The organism is Allobosea sp. (genome assembly GCF_030694325.1).
GTDB lineage: Bacteria > Pseudomonadota > Alphaproteobacteria > Rhizobiales > Beijerinckiaceae > Allobosea.
On sequence record NZ_JAUXYO010000219.1, the window covers coordinates 26,975 to 41,732 of the forward strand.

At 68.7% G+C, this 14,758-nt stretch carries 12 protein-coding genes; 6 read left to right on the top strand and 6 right to left on the bottom strand.

What is annotated here, in order from left to right; all coding sequences use genetic code 11:
- Positions 1-33: 33 nt before the first annotated feature.
- Positions 34-1,458 carry a sodium:proton antiporter gene (locus Q8M82_RS14500; RefSeq protein ID WP_305692042.1) on the top strand — a complete coding sequence of 475 codons (1,425 nt, stop codon included), beginning with the start codon at positions 34-36 and terminating at the stop codon, positions 1,456-1,458.
- A gap of 96 nt (positions 1,459-1,554) precedes the next feature.
- Here the strand turns inward: Q8M82_RS14500 and Q8M82_RS14505 are convergent, their stop codons facing one another.
- A complete protein-coding gene (locus tag Q8M82_RS14505; RefSeq protein ID WP_305692043.1) occupies positions 1,555-2,856 on the bottom strand; it encodes a polyhydroxyalkanoate depolymerase in 1,302 nt (433 codons plus the stop codon).
- A gap of 200 nt (positions 2,857-3,056) precedes the next feature.
- Here Q8M82_RS14505 and Q8M82_RS14510 point away from each other — a divergent pair, with 200 nt between their 5' ends.
- Positions 3,057-4,412, top strand: coding sequence for an ActS/PrrB/RegB family redox-sensitive histidine kinase (locus Q8M82_RS14510; RefSeq protein WP_305692044.1), 1,356 nt, complete (start codon positions 3,057-3,059; stop codon positions 4,410-4,412).
- Positions 4,413-4,485: 73 nt separating this feature from the next.
- Complete coding sequence (locus Q8M82_RS14515; protein WP_305692045.1) at positions 4,486-5,055, top strand: ActR/PrrA/RegA family redox response regulator transcription factor; 570 nt, start codon at positions 4,486-4,488, stop codon at positions 5,053-5,055.
- Between the two features lie 29 nt (positions 5,056-5,084).
- Here Q8M82_RS14515 and mmcB read toward each other — a convergent pair whose 3' ends face one another.
- On the bottom strand, positions 5,085-5,552 hold the full coding sequence (gene mmcB, locus Q8M82_RS14520; RefSeq protein WP_305692046.1) for a DNA repair putative endonuclease MmcB: 468 nt from the start codon (positions 5,550-5,552) through the stop codon (positions 5,085-5,087).
- A 133-nt stretch (positions 5,553-5,685) separates the two neighbouring features.
- Between mmcB and Q8M82_RS14525 the strand changes: the two genes are divergently transcribed.
- Both Q8M82_RS14525 and Q8M82_RS14530 read left to right on the top strand, forming a co-directional pair.
- Positions 5,686-6,705, top strand: coding sequence for an MraY family glycosyltransferase (locus tag Q8M82_RS14525; protein ID WP_305692047.1), 1,020 nt, complete (start codon positions 5,686-5,688; stop codon positions 6,703-6,705).
- Entirely contained in the window at positions 6,702-7,631 is a 930-nt protein-coding gene (locus tag Q8M82_RS14530; protein WP_305692048.1) for an NAD-dependent epimerase/dehydratase family protein, read from the top strand. The genes Q8M82_RS14525 and Q8M82_RS14530 overlap by 4 nt, the downstream gene beginning before the upstream one ends.
- Here the strand turns inward: Q8M82_RS14530 and Q8M82_RS14535 are convergent.
- The 3 genes from Q8M82_RS14535 to Q8M82_RS14545 all read right to left on the bottom strand — a co-directional run bounded on the left by Q8M82_RS14535 (position 7,555) and on the right by Q8M82_RS14545 (position 11,903).
- On the bottom strand, positions 7,555-9,522 hold the full coding sequence (locus Q8M82_RS14535) for a nucleoside-diphosphate sugar epimerase/dehydratase (RefSeq protein ID WP_305692049.1): 1,968 nt from the start codon (positions 9,520-9,522) through the stop codon (positions 7,555-7,557). The genes Q8M82_RS14530 and Q8M82_RS14535 overlap by 77 nt on opposite strands.
- A 70-nt stretch (positions 9,523-9,592) precedes the next feature.
- Positions 9,593-10,189 (bottom strand): TetR/AcrR family transcriptional regulator, encoded by a 597-nt coding sequence (locus Q8M82_RS14540; protein ID WP_305692050.1) that lies wholly within the window; start codon positions 10,187-10,189, stop codon positions 9,593-9,595.
- A 229-nt stretch (positions 10,190-10,418) separates the two neighbouring features.
- The gene (locus Q8M82_RS14545) at positions 10,419-11,903 is read right to left on the bottom strand and encodes a cobyric acid synthase (RefSeq protein WP_305692051.1); all 1,485 of its coding nucleotides are present in this window, start codon (positions 11,901-11,903) and stop codon (positions 10,419-10,421) included.
- Between the two features lie 284 nt (positions 11,904-12,187).
- Between Q8M82_RS14545 and Q8M82_RS14550 the strand changes: the two genes are divergently transcribed.
- On the top strand, positions 12,188-13,348 hold the full coding sequence (locus Q8M82_RS14550; RefSeq protein ID WP_305692052.1) for an aminotransferase: 1,161 nt from the start codon (positions 12,188-12,190) through the stop codon (positions 13,346-13,348).
- Positions 13,349-13,353: 5 nt separating this feature from the next.
- Here the strand turns inward: Q8M82_RS14550 and Q8M82_RS14555 are convergent, their stop codons facing one another.
- Complete coding sequence (locus Q8M82_RS14555) at positions 13,354-14,727, bottom strand: hypothetical protein (RefSeq protein ID WP_305692053.1); 1,374 nt, start codon at positions 14,725-14,727, stop codon at positions 13,354-13,356.
- Between the last annotated feature and the right edge of the window lie 31 nt (positions 14,728-14,758).

Sequence of the window (14,758 nt, forward strand, 5' to 3'; positions counted from 1 at the left end):
TCGCGACAACCACAGGAAAAGTGGAGCGGGGGCATGGCTGGAACGATCGGGCGGACGGGGATCGCCGTCGCCCTGCTGCTCTGCCTTCCGGCGGGCCCGGCCCTAGCCGCCGCCGGGATCGACGGAGCCTCGATGGGCGTGCTCTGGGCGCTGCCCTTCGCCGGCATGCTGCTGTCGATCGCTCTGGGGCCGATCCTGTTTTCGCATTTCTGGGAACTGAACTACGGGAAGTTCGCCGCGTTCTGGGCTGTTCTCGTCCTCGTGCCACTGGTCGCCCTGCGCGGATTCGAGCCGGCGGCCGCCGCTCTCGCCCACACGGCGCTGCTGGAATACATTCCCTTCATCATCCTGCTCTTCGCCCTGTTCACGATCGCCGGCGGCATCCTGATTATGGGCAACCTGCACGGCACGCCCGCCACCAACACCGCCCTGCTGGCGATCGGCACGCTGATGGCGAGCTTCGTCGGCACGACGGGGGCTTCGATCATCATGATCCGCCCGGTGCTGCGGGCCAACGACAACCGGCGCCACAACGTCCATGTCGTCGTCTTCTTCATCTTCCTGGTTTCCAACATCGGCGGCTCGCTGACGCCGCTCGGCGACCCGCCGCTCTTCCTCGGCTTCCTGCGCGGCGTGAGCTTCTTCTGGACCACGACGCATCTCCTGCCGGAGACGCTGCTGGCGGTCGCGATCCTGCTGGCGCTCTTCTACGCCCTGGATCATTGGTTCTACCGCAAGGAAGAGGGCATGCCCTCCCTGAGGGACCCGACGCCGGACCGCGACATCAAGCTCTATGGCAAGGTCAACTTCATCCTGCTCGGCGGCGTCATCGGCGCCATCCTGATGTCGGCGAGTTGGAAGCCGGGTATCGGCTTCGACATCCTGGGCTCCAGGGTCGAGCTCCAGAACCTCGTGCGCGACATCGTCCTGCTCGCCCTGGCGGGTCTCTCGCTGAAGCTGACGCCGAAGCCGGTACGGGCCGGCAACGAATTCAGCTGGGGGCCGATCCTCGAGGTCGCCAAGCTCTTCGCTGGCATCTTCGTCTGCATCATCCCGGTCCTTGCGATGCTGCAGGCCGGCCGCAACGGCGCTTTCTCCGGCCTCGTCGCGCTGGTCAGCAATCCCGACGGCAGCCACAACACGGTCGCCTATTTCTGGCTGACCGGGCTGCTCTCATCATTCCTCGACAATGCGCCGACCTATCTCGTCTTCTTCGAGCTGGCGGGCGGCGATCCCCAGGTGCTGATGACGACGGGCGCGCTGACGCTGGCGGCCGTCTCGGCGGGCGCGGTCTTCATGGGCGCCAACACCTATATCGGCAACGCACCCAACTTCATGGTCTACGCCATCGCCAAGGACCGGAAGGTCAGGATGCCCAGCTTCTTCGGCTACATGGCCTGGTCGGGCGCGATCCTGATCCCGATCTTCCTCATCCAGACGGTGATCTTCTTCCGCTGAGTCCAACGTGAAAACACCCGCCATCCCGGTCGATCCGGGATGGCGGGTGTTCCTTGCGTGGTCGATCAAGCGGCAGCCAAAACCACCGCGAGAGCCTCAGCTCGCGATCTTCAGCCCCTTGCGCGCCGCGCCGGCGCTCGCCTCGCGGCGGCCCTTGGCGGCCTCCATGTCGAGCGTCAGCATGAAGTCGGCGATCCGGGGGGCGATTTCGGAGCGGAAGCGCGAGCCGTTGAAGACGCCGTAATGGCCGACGCCCATCTGGAGATAATGCACGCGCTTGTCGTCGGGGATGTTCGGGCAGAGGTCATGGGCGGCCTGGGTCTGGCCGACGCCGGAGATGTCGTCCTTCTCGCCCTCTACCGTCATCAGCGCGACGCGGCGGATCGCCGTGCAGTCCACCGGCTTGTCGCGATGCATCATCGTGCCCTTGGGCAGCGCATGCTCGACGAACACCGTCTCGACGGTCTGGAGATAGAACTCGGCGGTCAGGTCCATCACCGCCATGTACTCGTCGTAGAAGTCGCGATGCTTCTCCGCCGAGTCGCCGTCGCCGGCGATCAGGTGCTTGTACATCTCGTAATGGGCGCTGACATGGCGGTCGATGTTCATCGCCATGAAGCCGGAGAGCTGCATGAATCCGGGATAGACGTCCCGGAACGTGCCCGGGTGCGGGAAGGGCACCTTGGTGATGCAGTTGCGGCGGAACCAGTCCGTGCCGCGCTCCATCGCCAGGCAGTTCACCGCGGTGGGCGAGCGGCGGGTGTCGATCGGTCCGCCCATTAGCGTCATCGAGCGCGGGGCGCAGTCGTCACCCTCGGCCTCCATCCGGGCGGCCGCGGCCAGCACCGGCACCGAGGGCTGGCAGACGGCCATCACATGGGTTTCCGGCCCGAGCATCTGGAGCATGGCGATGACGTAGTCGATATAGTCGTCGAGATCGAAGCGGCCCGCCATCAGCGGCACGAGCCGGGCATCGATCCAGTCGGTGATGTAGACCTCGTGTCCCGGCAGGAAGGCCTCGACCGTGCCGCGCAGCAGCGTCGCGTAATGGCCCGACATCGGGGCGACGATCAGGACTTTCGGCTGCGGCTTGCGGCGCCCCTCGATGCGGCGGTCGAAATACACCATCCGGCAGAAGGGGCGTTCCCAGACCACGCGCTCCTCGACCGCGACCTTGACGCCGTTGATGGTGGTTTCCGACAGGCCGAAGGCCGGCTTGCCGTAGCGGCGCGTCGTCCGCTCGAACAGCTCGCAGGAGGCGGCGATGGTCCGCCCCATCGGCGTGTAGGTCATCGGATTGGCGGGATTGCGGAAGGCGAGATGCAGCGCGTCGGAGACACTCCGGGCCGGGCTGAGCATCATGTGAGCCGCTTCATAGGCATGGTAAGCGAACGACATGGCAGCTCCATACATGCGAATTCGATCCTTCCGGCGCCACGTCGATGCCGCGCCGCAACATGAACGCAGCCTATGCCTAATTTGTTCTCATTCAACCCTTCAAAAGGCTAAGATTTCCCTCTCATGACGATTGCCCCCAGTTTGTCGTGCTCCGGCGGGCTGCGCTTGACCCCTGCATCGCCCATGGTTCAGACACGGTCATGACCTCGTTTGACGTTACGACACTCGCCCTGGGCCGCGTGAATCGTCATCTGCGTCTCGACACGCTGGTGCGTCTGCGCTGGCTCGCCATCGCCGGCCAGAGCCTGGCCGTGGCAGGCGTGCATTTCGGGCTTGGGTTCTCCCTGCCCTTCGGCTGGTGCTTCACGGCGATTGCCGTCTCGTCCTGGCTGAACATCGCGCTGCGCATTCGCTTTCCGCTCAGCCACCGGCTGAAGCCGGGCGCGGCGACGGCGCTGCTCGCCTTCGACATCGTGCAGCTTTCGGTGCTGCTGTACCTCACCGGCGGGCTCCAGAACCCGTTCTCGATCCTGCTGCTGGCGCCGGTGATGATTTCGGCCACCGCGCTGCCGCCGCAGCGGACTCTCCTGCTCGGCGTCATCGCCATTGCGGCGGCAACGCTGGTCAGTCTCGTCCACCTGCCTTTGCCCTGGGCCGGGCCCGACCGGCCGGTACTGCCCCCATATTATCAGATCGGCAGTTGGGCGGCCCTCGTGCTCGGCCTCGGCTTCACCGGCATCTATGCTTGGCGGGTCGCCAAGGAAGCGCGCGATCTCTCGGATGCGCTGGCGGCGACCGAACTCGTTCTGGCGCGCGAACAGCATCTCTCGCAGCTCGACGGTCTGGCGGCTGCCGCTGCCCATGAATTGGGCACGCCGCTCGCGACCATCGCGCTCGTCGCCAAGGAACTGGCGCGGCTGGCCCCGCCGGAGGGGGAGATGGCCGACGACATCGCCCTCCTGCGCGAGCAGGTCGAGCGTTGCCGCGGCATCCTCGGTAAGCTCGCCTCTCTGCAGGACGACGATGGCGGTCCGCTCGATCGGCTCGGCCTGCGCCTGCTCATCGAGGAGGCGGCCGGCCCGCAGCGCCCCTTCGGCGTGCCCTTCGAGATCGTGATGACCGGCGAGAAGCCCGAGCCGGTCTGCCGCCGCAATCCGGGCATGATCTATGGGCTCGGCAATATCGTAGACAATGCCGTCGATTTCGCGCGGTCGACTGTGACGATCACGGCCGAATGGAACCAGGAACAGGTCATGCTCACCATTGCGGATGACGGCCCGGGCTTTCCGCCCGACGTCCTGCTGAGGGCCGGGGATCCCTATCTCACCAATGGAGCCGGCGAAACGCGCGCAGGCGGCGGGCTCGGGCTCGGGCTCTTCATCGCCAAGACCTTGCTGGAGCGGGGCGGGGCGGTGATCGAGTTCTCGAACCGCCCCGCACCGGCGACCGGGGCATGCGTACGCATCACCTGGCCGCGCGAAGCCTTCGAGATCGATCTGCCGCCCGCAGGCCCTAACAAGCCGGAACCGGCGATCCTACATAGAGTTGGCTCATGAGAGCCCGTCCAACCCGCAGCGCGGCCGAACCCCTGGCCGAGGTTTCCGGGACAGGGGCGGGCCGGAGGACGTGATGATTCAGGACATGCTCACCGAACAGCTCCCGGTCGCGGCGGTGGCGGACATGTCGCTGCTGCTGGTCGACGACGACAAGCCCTTTCTGACCCGTCTGGCGCGGGCGATGGAGAGCCGGGGCTATGCCGTGCGTGTCGCCGACAGCGTCAGCGCCGGCATCGCGGCGGTGGACGATCGGGCGCCGGCCTTCGCGGTGATCGATCTGCGGCTCGCCGACGGCAACGGCCTCGATGTCATCGCCCGGCTGAAGGAACGCAGGCCCGAGGCGCGCGGCGTCGTCCTGACGGGCTATGGCAACATCGCCACCGCCGTCAGCGCCGTGAAGCTCGGCGCCTTCGACTTCCTGGCCAAGCCGGCGGATGCGGACGAGATCCATGCGGCTCTCGCAGCCGCGCGCGATGCGCGACCGCAGCCGCCGGAAAATCCGATGTCGGCGGACCGGGTCCGCTGGGAGCATATCCAGCGCGTCTACGAGCTCTGCAACCGCAACGTCTCCGAGACGGCACGACGCCTGGGCATGCACCGCCGCACCCTGCAGCGCATCCTCGCCAAACGCGCCCCGCGCTGACGGCAGCGCCTGGCCTGCTGCTTTGCCGTCTATCGCAGCGTAGCGGGATCCTCCCATCCCGCCAGCCGCGCGGCCGCCAGCCGGCCGAAGGCGATGGTCAGCGCCTTGCGCCGGGCCGGCGCGAGCGGATGGCGCGGCGCCTCCCGGATGAGCGCGCCGCCATAGCTGTCGGCCACGATCAGGCCGACATCCTCGGGCAGGATCTCTGCCGGGAATTCCGGCGCCACGGCGAAGAGGAAGGCATCGCAGTACTCGCGATAATCCGGCCATTTGCCGTCGATGCGATAATCCTCGATGCCCGACTTGACCTCGACGACCAGCAGGTCCCCCGCTGGTGACAGCGCGACGATATCGGCGCGGCGGCCGTTCGCGAAAGTCATTTCGGTGACCGTCGCATAGCCCCGCTCGCGCAGGTGTCGGGCGGCGCCGCGGCAGACTCCGCGGGTGATGTCGGGCCGGCGCGGAACCCGCTCCAGGGGAAGGTCGATGATGGACATTCGAGCATGTTCCCTCTTTGTGCCGATTCTGACAAGGCGCAAGCGCGACTCCCACCTTGCGGGCGGGAATGGGCTCCCGTTGCCCCTCGTCATGCTCTAGGGATGGCCGGACATCGTTCCGGTTATCTGTATCGTGACTCAGGCCTTCGCTCTCCTTTTGGTCCTCGTGGCCGCCGCCGCCGTATCGGCGCTGCTCTGCGTCCTGCTGCGACCCCTGCTGGTGCGTTATGCGCTGGCCCGGCCCAATGCCCGCTCGAGCCATCGCATCCCCACGCCCCAGGGCGGAGGCATCGCGGTCCTCGGCGGCATCTGCGCGGCGCTCGGCCTGATCCTGGCGGTCGTGCCGCCGGCTGCCGGCGCCGGCAGCCTCGGCTTCGTACTCGCCGCGAGCGCCGCCCTCGCGCTGGTGGGAGCCTGGGACGACATCCGCCCGCTCTCGCCCGGCCTGCGCCTCGGGCTGCAAGCGCTCTGCGTCGCGGTCGTGATCGTTTATGCGGCCCCCGACATCCGGCTGTTTCCCGCAACGATGCCCCTCGCGGTCGAGCGTCTGCTCGCTTTGCTCGCCGGCCTCTGGTTCGTGAACCTGACGAACTTCATCGACGGGCTCGACTGGATCACGGTCGCCGGCTTCGTGCCGCTGGCCGGCGCGCTCGCGCTTGCCGGCGCCTTCGGCATCGTCGATCCGGCGACGGGAGCGCTGGCGGCGGCGCTGTGCGGCGGGCTGATCGGCTTCGCGCCCTTCAACAAGCCGGTGGCGCGCCTTTTCCTGGGCGATGTCGGCTCGCTCCCGATCGGCCTGCTCGGCGCCTATCTGCTCTACCGGCTGGCCGGGAACGGGGCGCTGGCGGCGGCACTGATCCTGCCGCTCTACCCTGTCGCCGACGCCACGCTGACGCTGCTGCGCCGGCTGGCGCGGCGGGAGCGCGTCTGGGAGGCGCATCGCTCGCACTTCTACCAGCAGGCGACGACCAATGGCCACGCCGTCCTGGCCGTGGTGACGCAGGTGGCCGGGCTCAATCTCGCCCTCGTCCTGCTGGCGGGCCTGACGCTGCTGCTGCCGGTGTTATGGGTGCAACTCGCCTGCCTGGCCGCGGCTGTGCTCCTGACGGGGCTGCTGCTGCGGCGCTTCGCGCGGCCGGCGGCCTCCGCATGAACGGCGAGCGCGTTCTCGTCACCGGGGCCGGTGGCTTCGTCGGCCCCCATGTCGTCGCGGCGCTGCTGGCGGCCGGATACCGCGTCCGTGTCGCCCAGAGAAAAGCGGCCGAGCCGCCGCCGGGAACCGAGGGCGTCGTCACCGGCGATCTCGCCGCGCCCGTCGACTGGACGGCCGCGCTGGCGGGCGTCTCCCATGTCGTCCACCTCGCCGGTCTCGCCCATGCCGGGCCGGGCCTCGACGAGGCGCTTTACCGGCAAATCAACACGCAGGCGACGCTCGCCCTCGCGGAGGCGGCCTACCGGGCCGGTGTTTCGCGCTTCGTCTTCATCTCGTCGATCAAGGCGCAGACGGGGGCCTTCGACGGCCCGCCGCTGCGCGAGGACTATCTGCCGGCGCCCGACGATGCCTATGGCCGCTCCAAGCTCGCCGCCGAGCAGGGGCTCGCCGGTCTCGATCTGGACTGGGTGGCGTTGCGCCCGGTGCTGGTCTACGGGCCGGGGGTCAAGGCCAACATGGCGGCGCTGGTCCGGCTGGCGCGCCTGCCGCTGCCCCTGCCGCTCGGCGCGCTGACGGCGCCGCGCTCGCTGCTGGCGGTCGAGAACCTGGCCGATGCGGTTCTCTTTGCCCTGACGGCTCGCTGCCCGGTGCGGCGGGCCTTCACCCTGGCCGATCCGGAGCCGATCGGCGTCGCCGCGATCCTGACCGCGCTGCGGGCCGGCCTCGGTCGGGGGCCGGGCCTGATCGCGGTGCCGATGGGGCTGCTGCGGTGGGGCGCGCGGCTGGCGGGGCGGCGGGAGGCCTTCGCCAAGCTCGCTGGCAGCCTCGTGGCGCGGCCCGAGGGTCTGCTCAGGGCTGGCTGGCGGCCGCCAGCCGAGACGGCTTCGGCGCTGCGTCGCCTGGCGCAGCGGTCTGCCGCAGGCTGAAATCCGGGATCGCCTCGTCGAGGATCGCATCCGCCGCCGTCCGGTCATCGGCCTTGAGCGCCACCTCGAGCCGTGTCAGCCAGCCCTGCAGGCGCGCGCGGTTGGCGAAGACGGGCTTGGCCGCCATGACGCCGTCGAGCCCGGTCTCGGCCATCGGCTCGTCGCGGGCGAAGAGGATCTCGTTCATGCGCTCGCCGGGCCTGACGCCGGTGACGATGATCTCGATGTCCTCGCCCGGCTCGAAGCCGGCGAGGCGGATCATCCGCTCGGCCAGGTCCATGATGCGCACGGGCTGGCCCATCTTCAGTACATAGACCGCGGCCCGCTCCTCCTCCGGTCCGTCGGAACGGGCATGCGAGGCAGCCGTCAGCACGAGGTCGCAGGCCTCGCGGATGGTCATGAAGTAGCGGATCATGTCGGGGCTGGTGACGGTCAGCGGCCCGCCGCGCGCGATCTGCGCCTTGAATTTCGGCACCACCGAGCCGACCGAGCCCAGCACATTGCCGAAGCGCACGGCCACGAGACGCATGCCGGCGGCGGCCGCGACGAATTCGGCATCGCGCGATTGCGCATACATCTCGGCGAAGCGCTTGGTCGCCCCCAGCATCGAGACGGGCTCGATCGCCTTGTCGGTCGAGATCAGCACGAAGATCTTGGCATTGGCCGCAATCGCCGCGTCGGTGACGTTGACCGAGCCGAAGATGTTGGTCTTGACGCCCTCGCTCCAGTCCGCCTCGAGATAGGGCACATGCTTGAGCGCCGCCGCGTGGATCACGATGTCGGGCGCGAAGGCGGTGAACAGCGCGGTGATCCGGTCCCGGTCGCGCACATCCGCCAGGACGCCCGCCACGACCGTGGCATGCTCCTGGACGCTGAGCTGCTCGGTGATCTGGAAAAGGGCAGGCTCCGAACTCTCGACGATCAGCAGTTCGGCCGCGCCGAAGGCGGCACAGCGCAGGCAGATCTCGGAGCCGATCGAGCCGCCGCCGCCGGTGACGATGACGCGCTTGTCCTTCAGGAAGGCACCCAGCCGCTCACGGTCGATCCGGACCGTCGAGCGGACGAGCAGATCCTCGATCTCGAGCGGGGCCAGTTCGGTATCGCGCGCGCCGCCTTCTCCGAGGCTGTCGATGCGCGAGATCGGCAGTGCGAGCTTGCGGGTCCGCGCCAGCCATTTGTCCGGCTCCGCCTCGGGCAGGAGCGCACTCGGGGTCGCGACGATCCGGCGGAAGCCTTCGCCGCGCTCGGCCGCGTCTCCGGCGATCTGCTCGATCTGCGACAGCAGGCCGAGCACGGGCACGCCGCGGATCGATTGGCCGAGATCGTCGGCGCGCGGCGAGAGGATGCCGGCCGGTCGCAGCTTGCGCATGGTGCCGGCCTCCATGGCCCGGATCACCATCTCGACCTCGAAGCCGCGCCCGAGCAGCAGCGCGGGGTGCGACGCCTCGCGTGCGGCCTGGTGGCGGGAGCGGGAGTATTTGAAATAGCGGTAGGCCAGCCGCGGCCCGCCCAGCAGGGCGATCTGGACCAGCCAGTAGAGCGCGATGCTGATCTTGCCGAAATAGAAGCCGCCATAGAAATCCGGCGAGACCAGCACATAGTCGATCACGACCAGAGACAGCGTCAGGATCGTGCTCGCCTTGACGATGTTCGACAGGTCCGGCAGCGAGGCGAAGCGCCATTTCGAGCGGTAGAGCGAGAACAGCCAATAGACCAGGCCGCCATAGGCGACGAAGGCCGGAAGGAAGCGCGGCAGATAGCGCAGATGCTCCTCGAGCTGCTGGCCTTCGAAGCGGATGACGAAGACGAGCCAGATCGCGAGCGCCGTCGCCACGAGATCGTGGGCGATGACGGCGAGCTTCTTGACGCTCTGCTTGGAGGATTGGGCCATGACGGGCGGGGTATCCTGCTCCCTCGGCGGCTTGTCAACGCGGCGAGCGCCGCGTGGATACGCCGAACCGTCAGCCCGCGGGCTTGGGCGTCTCCAGCGCGGCCATGATGAACGCGATCATCTCCTCGGCCGAGGGGCCGGGAAAACGCTCGCATTGCGCCATCAGCAGGGGATGCTGGAAACGGATCATGGCCGTGCGGATGCACTGGGTGGCGGCTACGGGGTCGATCGCGCGGAACTCGCCATTGGCGACGCCTTCGGCCACGACCCGCCCGAGCAGCGCATCAAAACGCTCGATATGGCCGAGGATGGCGTCCCAGCTCTCCTCCATCGCGGCGCAGACCATCTCCTGCATCCGCTGCTGGTCGACGAAGCGGGCCTGGTTGATCCGGTGCGAGGTCAGCAGCATGTCGCGCAGGCGGGCGCCCGCCGAGCGCGGCTCTGCGATGATCAGCGACAGGGACTCCTCCAGCTCGCCCTTGAACCGCGCCAGCACCGCCTCGTTGATCGACTTCTTCGAATCGAAGAACCGGTAGACGTTGGCAGGGCTCATCCGCAGCGACTTGGCGATGTCGGCGACCGTCGTCTTCTGGTAGCCGATGTCGCGGAAGAAGCGCTCGGCCGTATCGACGATGCTTTGCCTCGTATCGCGCTCGGGCTGACTCACGTGCTGGGGCCTGTCCTGTTATGTCGCCGGACATGGATCGGTGTCCGACCGCTATGACGAATTTCGTCATTCGTCAACATTCTGGTGAATAAGCTTTTTCAACCCATGCCGCATCGTCGCGCGGCGTGCATTGATCTGGGTTAAGCAGTCTGGCCGTCAGGCCGCACGAGCGGGAACCGCGCCAGAAAAACGCGGAGTTCCTCGCGGGGTTCCGACGGGTCAGCGCATGTCAGCTCGGCGCTGGGCGCCGAAGTGCCAAAGCCAGCAGGGCCTCGATGTCGAGATGTCGCGCCAGATGCGCCGCCAGCCCGTCCAGTGTCGCCTCGACATCGCCCTCATAGTTCGTGCCCGACGCAAGCGGCGCGCCCGCGATCGCGGCAAGGCAGGCGGCCCGCACGGAATCCGAGGCGAAGACGCCGTGCAGATAGCTGCCGGCGACGCGGCCGTCGGGGCTCGCCGCGCCCTCGTCGCGATCGTCGACCCGGAACGGCGCCCGCGCGCGATCGGCCCCCTCCGTCCGGCCGAGATGGATCTCGTAGGCCTGGCCGGCGGCCCCGCTGGCGACATGCACGAAGCCGGTCTCGCGAACGGTCTTGCGGCCTTCCAGCACGGTCTCGACATCGAGGAGCCCCAGCCCTGGGGCCTCACCGGCCGGACCTTCGAGGCCCAGCGGGTCGCGTACCACGCGTCCAAGCATCTGATAGCCGCCGCAAAGGCCCAGAATATGGCCGCCGCGCCGGCGATGGGCGAGGATGTCGATGTCCCAGCCCTGCGCCCGCAGGGCCGCGAGGTCGCGCAGCGTCGTCTTCGATCCGGGCAGGATGATGAGCCCGGCATCGCCCGGCAGCGCCTGGCCCGGTTGAACGAGCACGAGTTCGACCGCCGGCTCGAGCTTGAGCGGGTCGAGATCGTCGAAATTGGCGATGCCGGGCAGCACCGGGATGGCGATCTTGAGGCGCGCGCCGGGCCGGGCCGGCGCGCTGCGCAGGTCGAGCCCGTCCTCCGCCGGCAGGCGCGCGGCGTCCGCGAACCAGGGCACGACACCGAGGCAGGGCCAGCCCGTGGCGCTGCGGATGGTCTCGATGCCGTCGCCAAACAGCGCGACCTCGCCGCGGAAGCGGTTGACCGCAAAGGCGCGGATCATCGCACGGTCGGCCTCGTCCAGCACCGCATGGGTGCCGACGAGGCTGGCGATGACCCCGCCGCGATCGATGTCGCCGACCAGGATGGCAGGCACGCCGGCGGCGCGGGCGAAGCCGAGATTGGCGATGTCGCGCGCCCGCAGATTGGTCTCGGCCGGCGAGCCCGCCCCCTCGACCAGCACGAGATCGGCGCCTGTGCAGATCCGCTCGAAGCTTTCCAGCACGTTGGGCAGGAAATCGCCGCGCCGCGCGAAGTCTCCCGAGGGAAGATGCCCGGCGACACGGCCCTGCAGGATGATCTGGCTGCCGGCTTCGCTCTCGGGCTTGAGCAGCACCGGATTCATGTCGACATGCGCAGGAATGCGGGCGGCGCGCGCCTGCAGCGCCTGTGCCCGCCCGATTTCGCCCGCGGCGGTGGCTGCGGCGTTGTTGGACATGTTCTGCGGCTTGAACGGCCTGACCTTGAGCCCGCGATCCGCGAAGAGGCGGCAGAGCCCCGCGACGAGCAGCGACTTGCCGACATTGGAGCCGGTGCCGAGGACCATGAGCGCGGGAGTGCGGGGCGAAGCCATGCGCCTGATTAGGCGGCGGCCGCGAGGGCGGCAACCATCGCCATGCCCTGGAGCAAAATGGGAGGGTCACCGGTTCACGCCAATTCCCGCTGCGCCAAAGGGGCGAAGTCGCAACAGGAGCCCGTCGTGAACCGGCCTGATCACTTGAACACTGATCAGTGACGAATGTCAACAATCATCATTCGGCATTTTTGAGAGGGCCGAAACCGCTGCAGGGTGTGTCCGCGACCCGGTCGTGCTAAAGCGCGGGAGTGTTGCCCCTCCCGCCGTGCCGACGAACCGCGATGAACCCGATCTTCTCCGCCCTGCCGACCAGCGTCTTCGAGGTGATGTCGCAGCTTGCCCGCGAGACCGGTGCGGTCAATCTCGGCCAGGGCTTTCCGGACGATCCGGGACCGCTCGACGTGCGCCGCAAGGCGGCCGAGGCCGTCGTCGACGGCTGGAACCAGTACCCGCCGATGATGGGCCTGCCGGAACTGCGGCAGGCGACGGCGTCCCATTACAAGCACTGGCAGGGGCTCGATCTCGACCCCGGCAGCGAGATCATGGTCACCTCCGGCGCCACGGAGGCCATTGCCGGCGCGTTGATGGCGCTGGTCTCGCCGGGCGACGAGGTCGTGCTCTTCGAGCCGATGTACGATGCCTATGTCCCGCTCGTGCGTCGTGCCGGCGGCATCCCCAAATTCGTGACGTTGCGCCCGCCGCATTTCAGTCTGAGCGAGGACGCGCTCGCCGCAGCGTTCTCGCCGCGCACGAAGGTCGTTCTCTTCAACAATCCGCTCAACCCGACGGCGACGATCTTCTCTCCCGCCGATCTCGATCTTCTCGCCGATTTCTGCATCCGTCATGACGCGGTCGCGATCTGCGACGAGGTCTGGGAGCATGTCGTCTTCGACGGCCGGCGGCATGCCCCGGTGCTAGGGCGCCCTGACATGCGCGAGCGCACCGTCAAGATCTCCTCGGCCGGCAAGATCTTCTCGCTGACCGGCTGGAAGGTCGGGCTGGTGATGGCCGCGCCGCCCCTGATGAAGGTGCTGGCCAAGGCGCATCAGTACATCACCTTCACCACGCCGCCCAATCTCCAGGCCGCCGTCGCCTATGGGCTGGGCAAGGAGGACGGCTATTTCGATGGTATGAGGGCAGATTTCCAGCGCTCGCGGGACCGCTTCGCGCGGGGGCTGACGGGGTTGGGTTTCAGCGTGCTGCCGAGCGTCGGCACCTATTTCCTCAATGTCGACATCGCCCCATTGGGCGAGAGCGACGACGTCGCCTTCTGCCGCAAGCTGGTGCTGGAGAACGGCGTGGCGGCGATTCCGGTCAGCGCGTTCTACGACCAGGCTGCGGTCAAGACCGTGGTGCGCTTCTGCTTCGCCAAGCGTGACGCAACGCTCGATGCGGCGCTGGAACGGCTCGCCGATCTGCGCAGGGCCGGCACTGCGGCCTGAGGCCCTCAGCGCTTACGCATGCTTTCGGCCAGGCTGCCGGCGAGGACCAGCTTCTTCTGCAAGGCGGCGACGTCGGCGCCGTGGCCGGCCTCGCGCATCGCCTCGACGGCGGCGGCGATCTGCATGAAGGCCTGCTGCGCCAGGCCGGGGTCCTTGCGCCGCGCCGCGAGCTGCATCGAAGCGAGGCCCTGATTGGCCGCGCTCGCGGCCCAGAGCTGGGGGCTGCGCTCTCGGCGGCGCTCCTCCAGCGCCGCACCGAAGGCGGCGACCGCCTCCTCGAGCACGACCGGCTCGCTGTAGCGCTCGCCCATCGCGGCGAGAACCCCGCCCATCTGATCCTGCAGCTCGGCCCAGCGCAGCGGCTCGCGCGTGCGGTCGACGGTCTTGGCGACGCGGTTGAAGCCGTTGAAGGCGCGTTCAAGCAGAGCCAGGTCGCTGGTGCGACGGCCCAGTGCGGCGCGGCCGCGCGAGATCAGCTGCTCGGCTTCGAGCCAGCGGGCCTCGTCGCCGTCGCGGTCCCAGCGGGCGAGTGCGGTGGCGAGCGCCGAGATGGCGTCCTCGAGCAGGGCGTCGTCCTCGCGCAACTCCCCGAGCGGGATGGCGATGCGGCCGAAGCGCAGCTTCAGCGCCCGCCACAGCAGCGGAGCCTGCTCGTGGCGCAGATCCTCCAGCGCTTTCCGGCAGCAGGCGAGGGCCTCGTCGAGCCGCTTTTCGTCGCCCGTCAGCTGAGCCAGCCCCGCCAGTGCGCGCGCGAGGCGCTCCTGCACGGTCGCCCAGGCGATGGTGTCGTCGAAATTGTCGAGCCGCGACAACAGGCTTCGAAAATGGGCGATCGCTGCCTCGAAGCCGGCGGGCTCGGCGAAATCCTCGCCGGTCCGCGCCAGCGCATCGCCTTGGCGCAGGGCGAAGTCGCGGCTGCGCGCGACGTCCGCTGTGCCGATGATGGCGGCGGCCTCGGCATAGCGCTGCGCCGCTTCCTTGCAGGCGGCCGGCGTGAGATCGAGCAGGGCGGTGGCGGCACGGTCGCCGCGCGTTTCGCCGGCGGCGATGCGCTGGTCGGCAGGCATGGCCGAGAGGTCGGTCATGCCACCGAAGAAGTGCAACTCGAGCTGTGCCAGCGCCCGCTCGACCTCGATGAACTGCCCGTCCTCGAGGGCGCGCGCGGCCTTGCGCCGGGCCTCGCCCACGACCGCGTCCTGGCTGCGCTGGTCGAGGCGGCGGCGTAAGGCGACGACCTCGCGGGCCTTGCGGCCGAGAAGCTGCTCCAGCCTCGCGAGGTTGGGTCGGACGCCGCTCTTGACCAGGCTGGCCATGACGGCGAGCAGGACCGCGAGCGGCACGCCGTGCCGGTCCGCGACCCGCGCGATCATGGCGGACATGTCATCCTGAGAGGTCACTTGGCCACCTCCC

Excerpts from the sequence above, each read along its gene's own strand:
- Q8M82_RS14505 (WP_305692043.1), bottom strand. The coding sequence starts at position 2,856 with ATGTCGTTCGCTTACCATGCCTATGAAGCGGCTCACATGATGCTCAGC.
- Q8M82_RS14545 (WP_305692051.1), bottom strand. The coding sequence starts at position 11,903 with ATGGCTTCGCCCCGCACTCCCGCGCTCATGGTCCTCGGCACCGGCTCC.
- Q8M82_RS14530 (WP_305692048.1), top strand. The coding sequence starts at position 6,702 with ATGAACGGCGAGCGCGTTCTCGTCACCGGGGCCGGTGGCTTCGTCGGC.
- Q8M82_RS14515 (WP_305692045.1), top strand. The coding sequence starts at position 4,486 with ATGATTCAGGACATGCTCACCGAACAGCTCCCGGTCGCGGCGGTGGCG.
- Q8M82_RS14535 (WP_305692049.1), bottom strand. The coding sequence starts at position 9,522 with ATGGCCCAATCCTCCAAGCAGAGCGTCAAGAAGCTCGCCGTCATCGCC.
- mmcB (WP_305692046.1), bottom strand. The coding sequence starts at position 5,552 with ATGTCCATCATCGACCTTCCCCTGGAGCGGGTTCCGCGCCGGCCCGAC.
- Q8M82_RS14500 (WP_305692042.1), top strand. The coding sequence starts at position 34 with ATGGCTGGAACGATCGGGCGGACGGGGATCGCCGTCGCCCTGCTGCTC.
- Q8M82_RS14555 (WP_305692053.1), bottom strand. The coding sequence starts at position 14,727 with ATGTCCGCCATGATCGCGCGGGTCGCGGACCGGCACGGCGTGCCGCTC.
- Q8M82_RS14550 (WP_305692052.1), top strand. The coding sequence starts at position 12,188 with ATGAACCCGATCTTCTCCGCCCTGCCGACCAGCGTCTTCGAGGTGATG.
- Q8M82_RS14510 (WP_305692044.1), top strand. The coding sequence starts at position 3,057 with ATGACCTCGTTTGACGTTACGACACTCGCCCTGGGCCGCGTGAATCGT.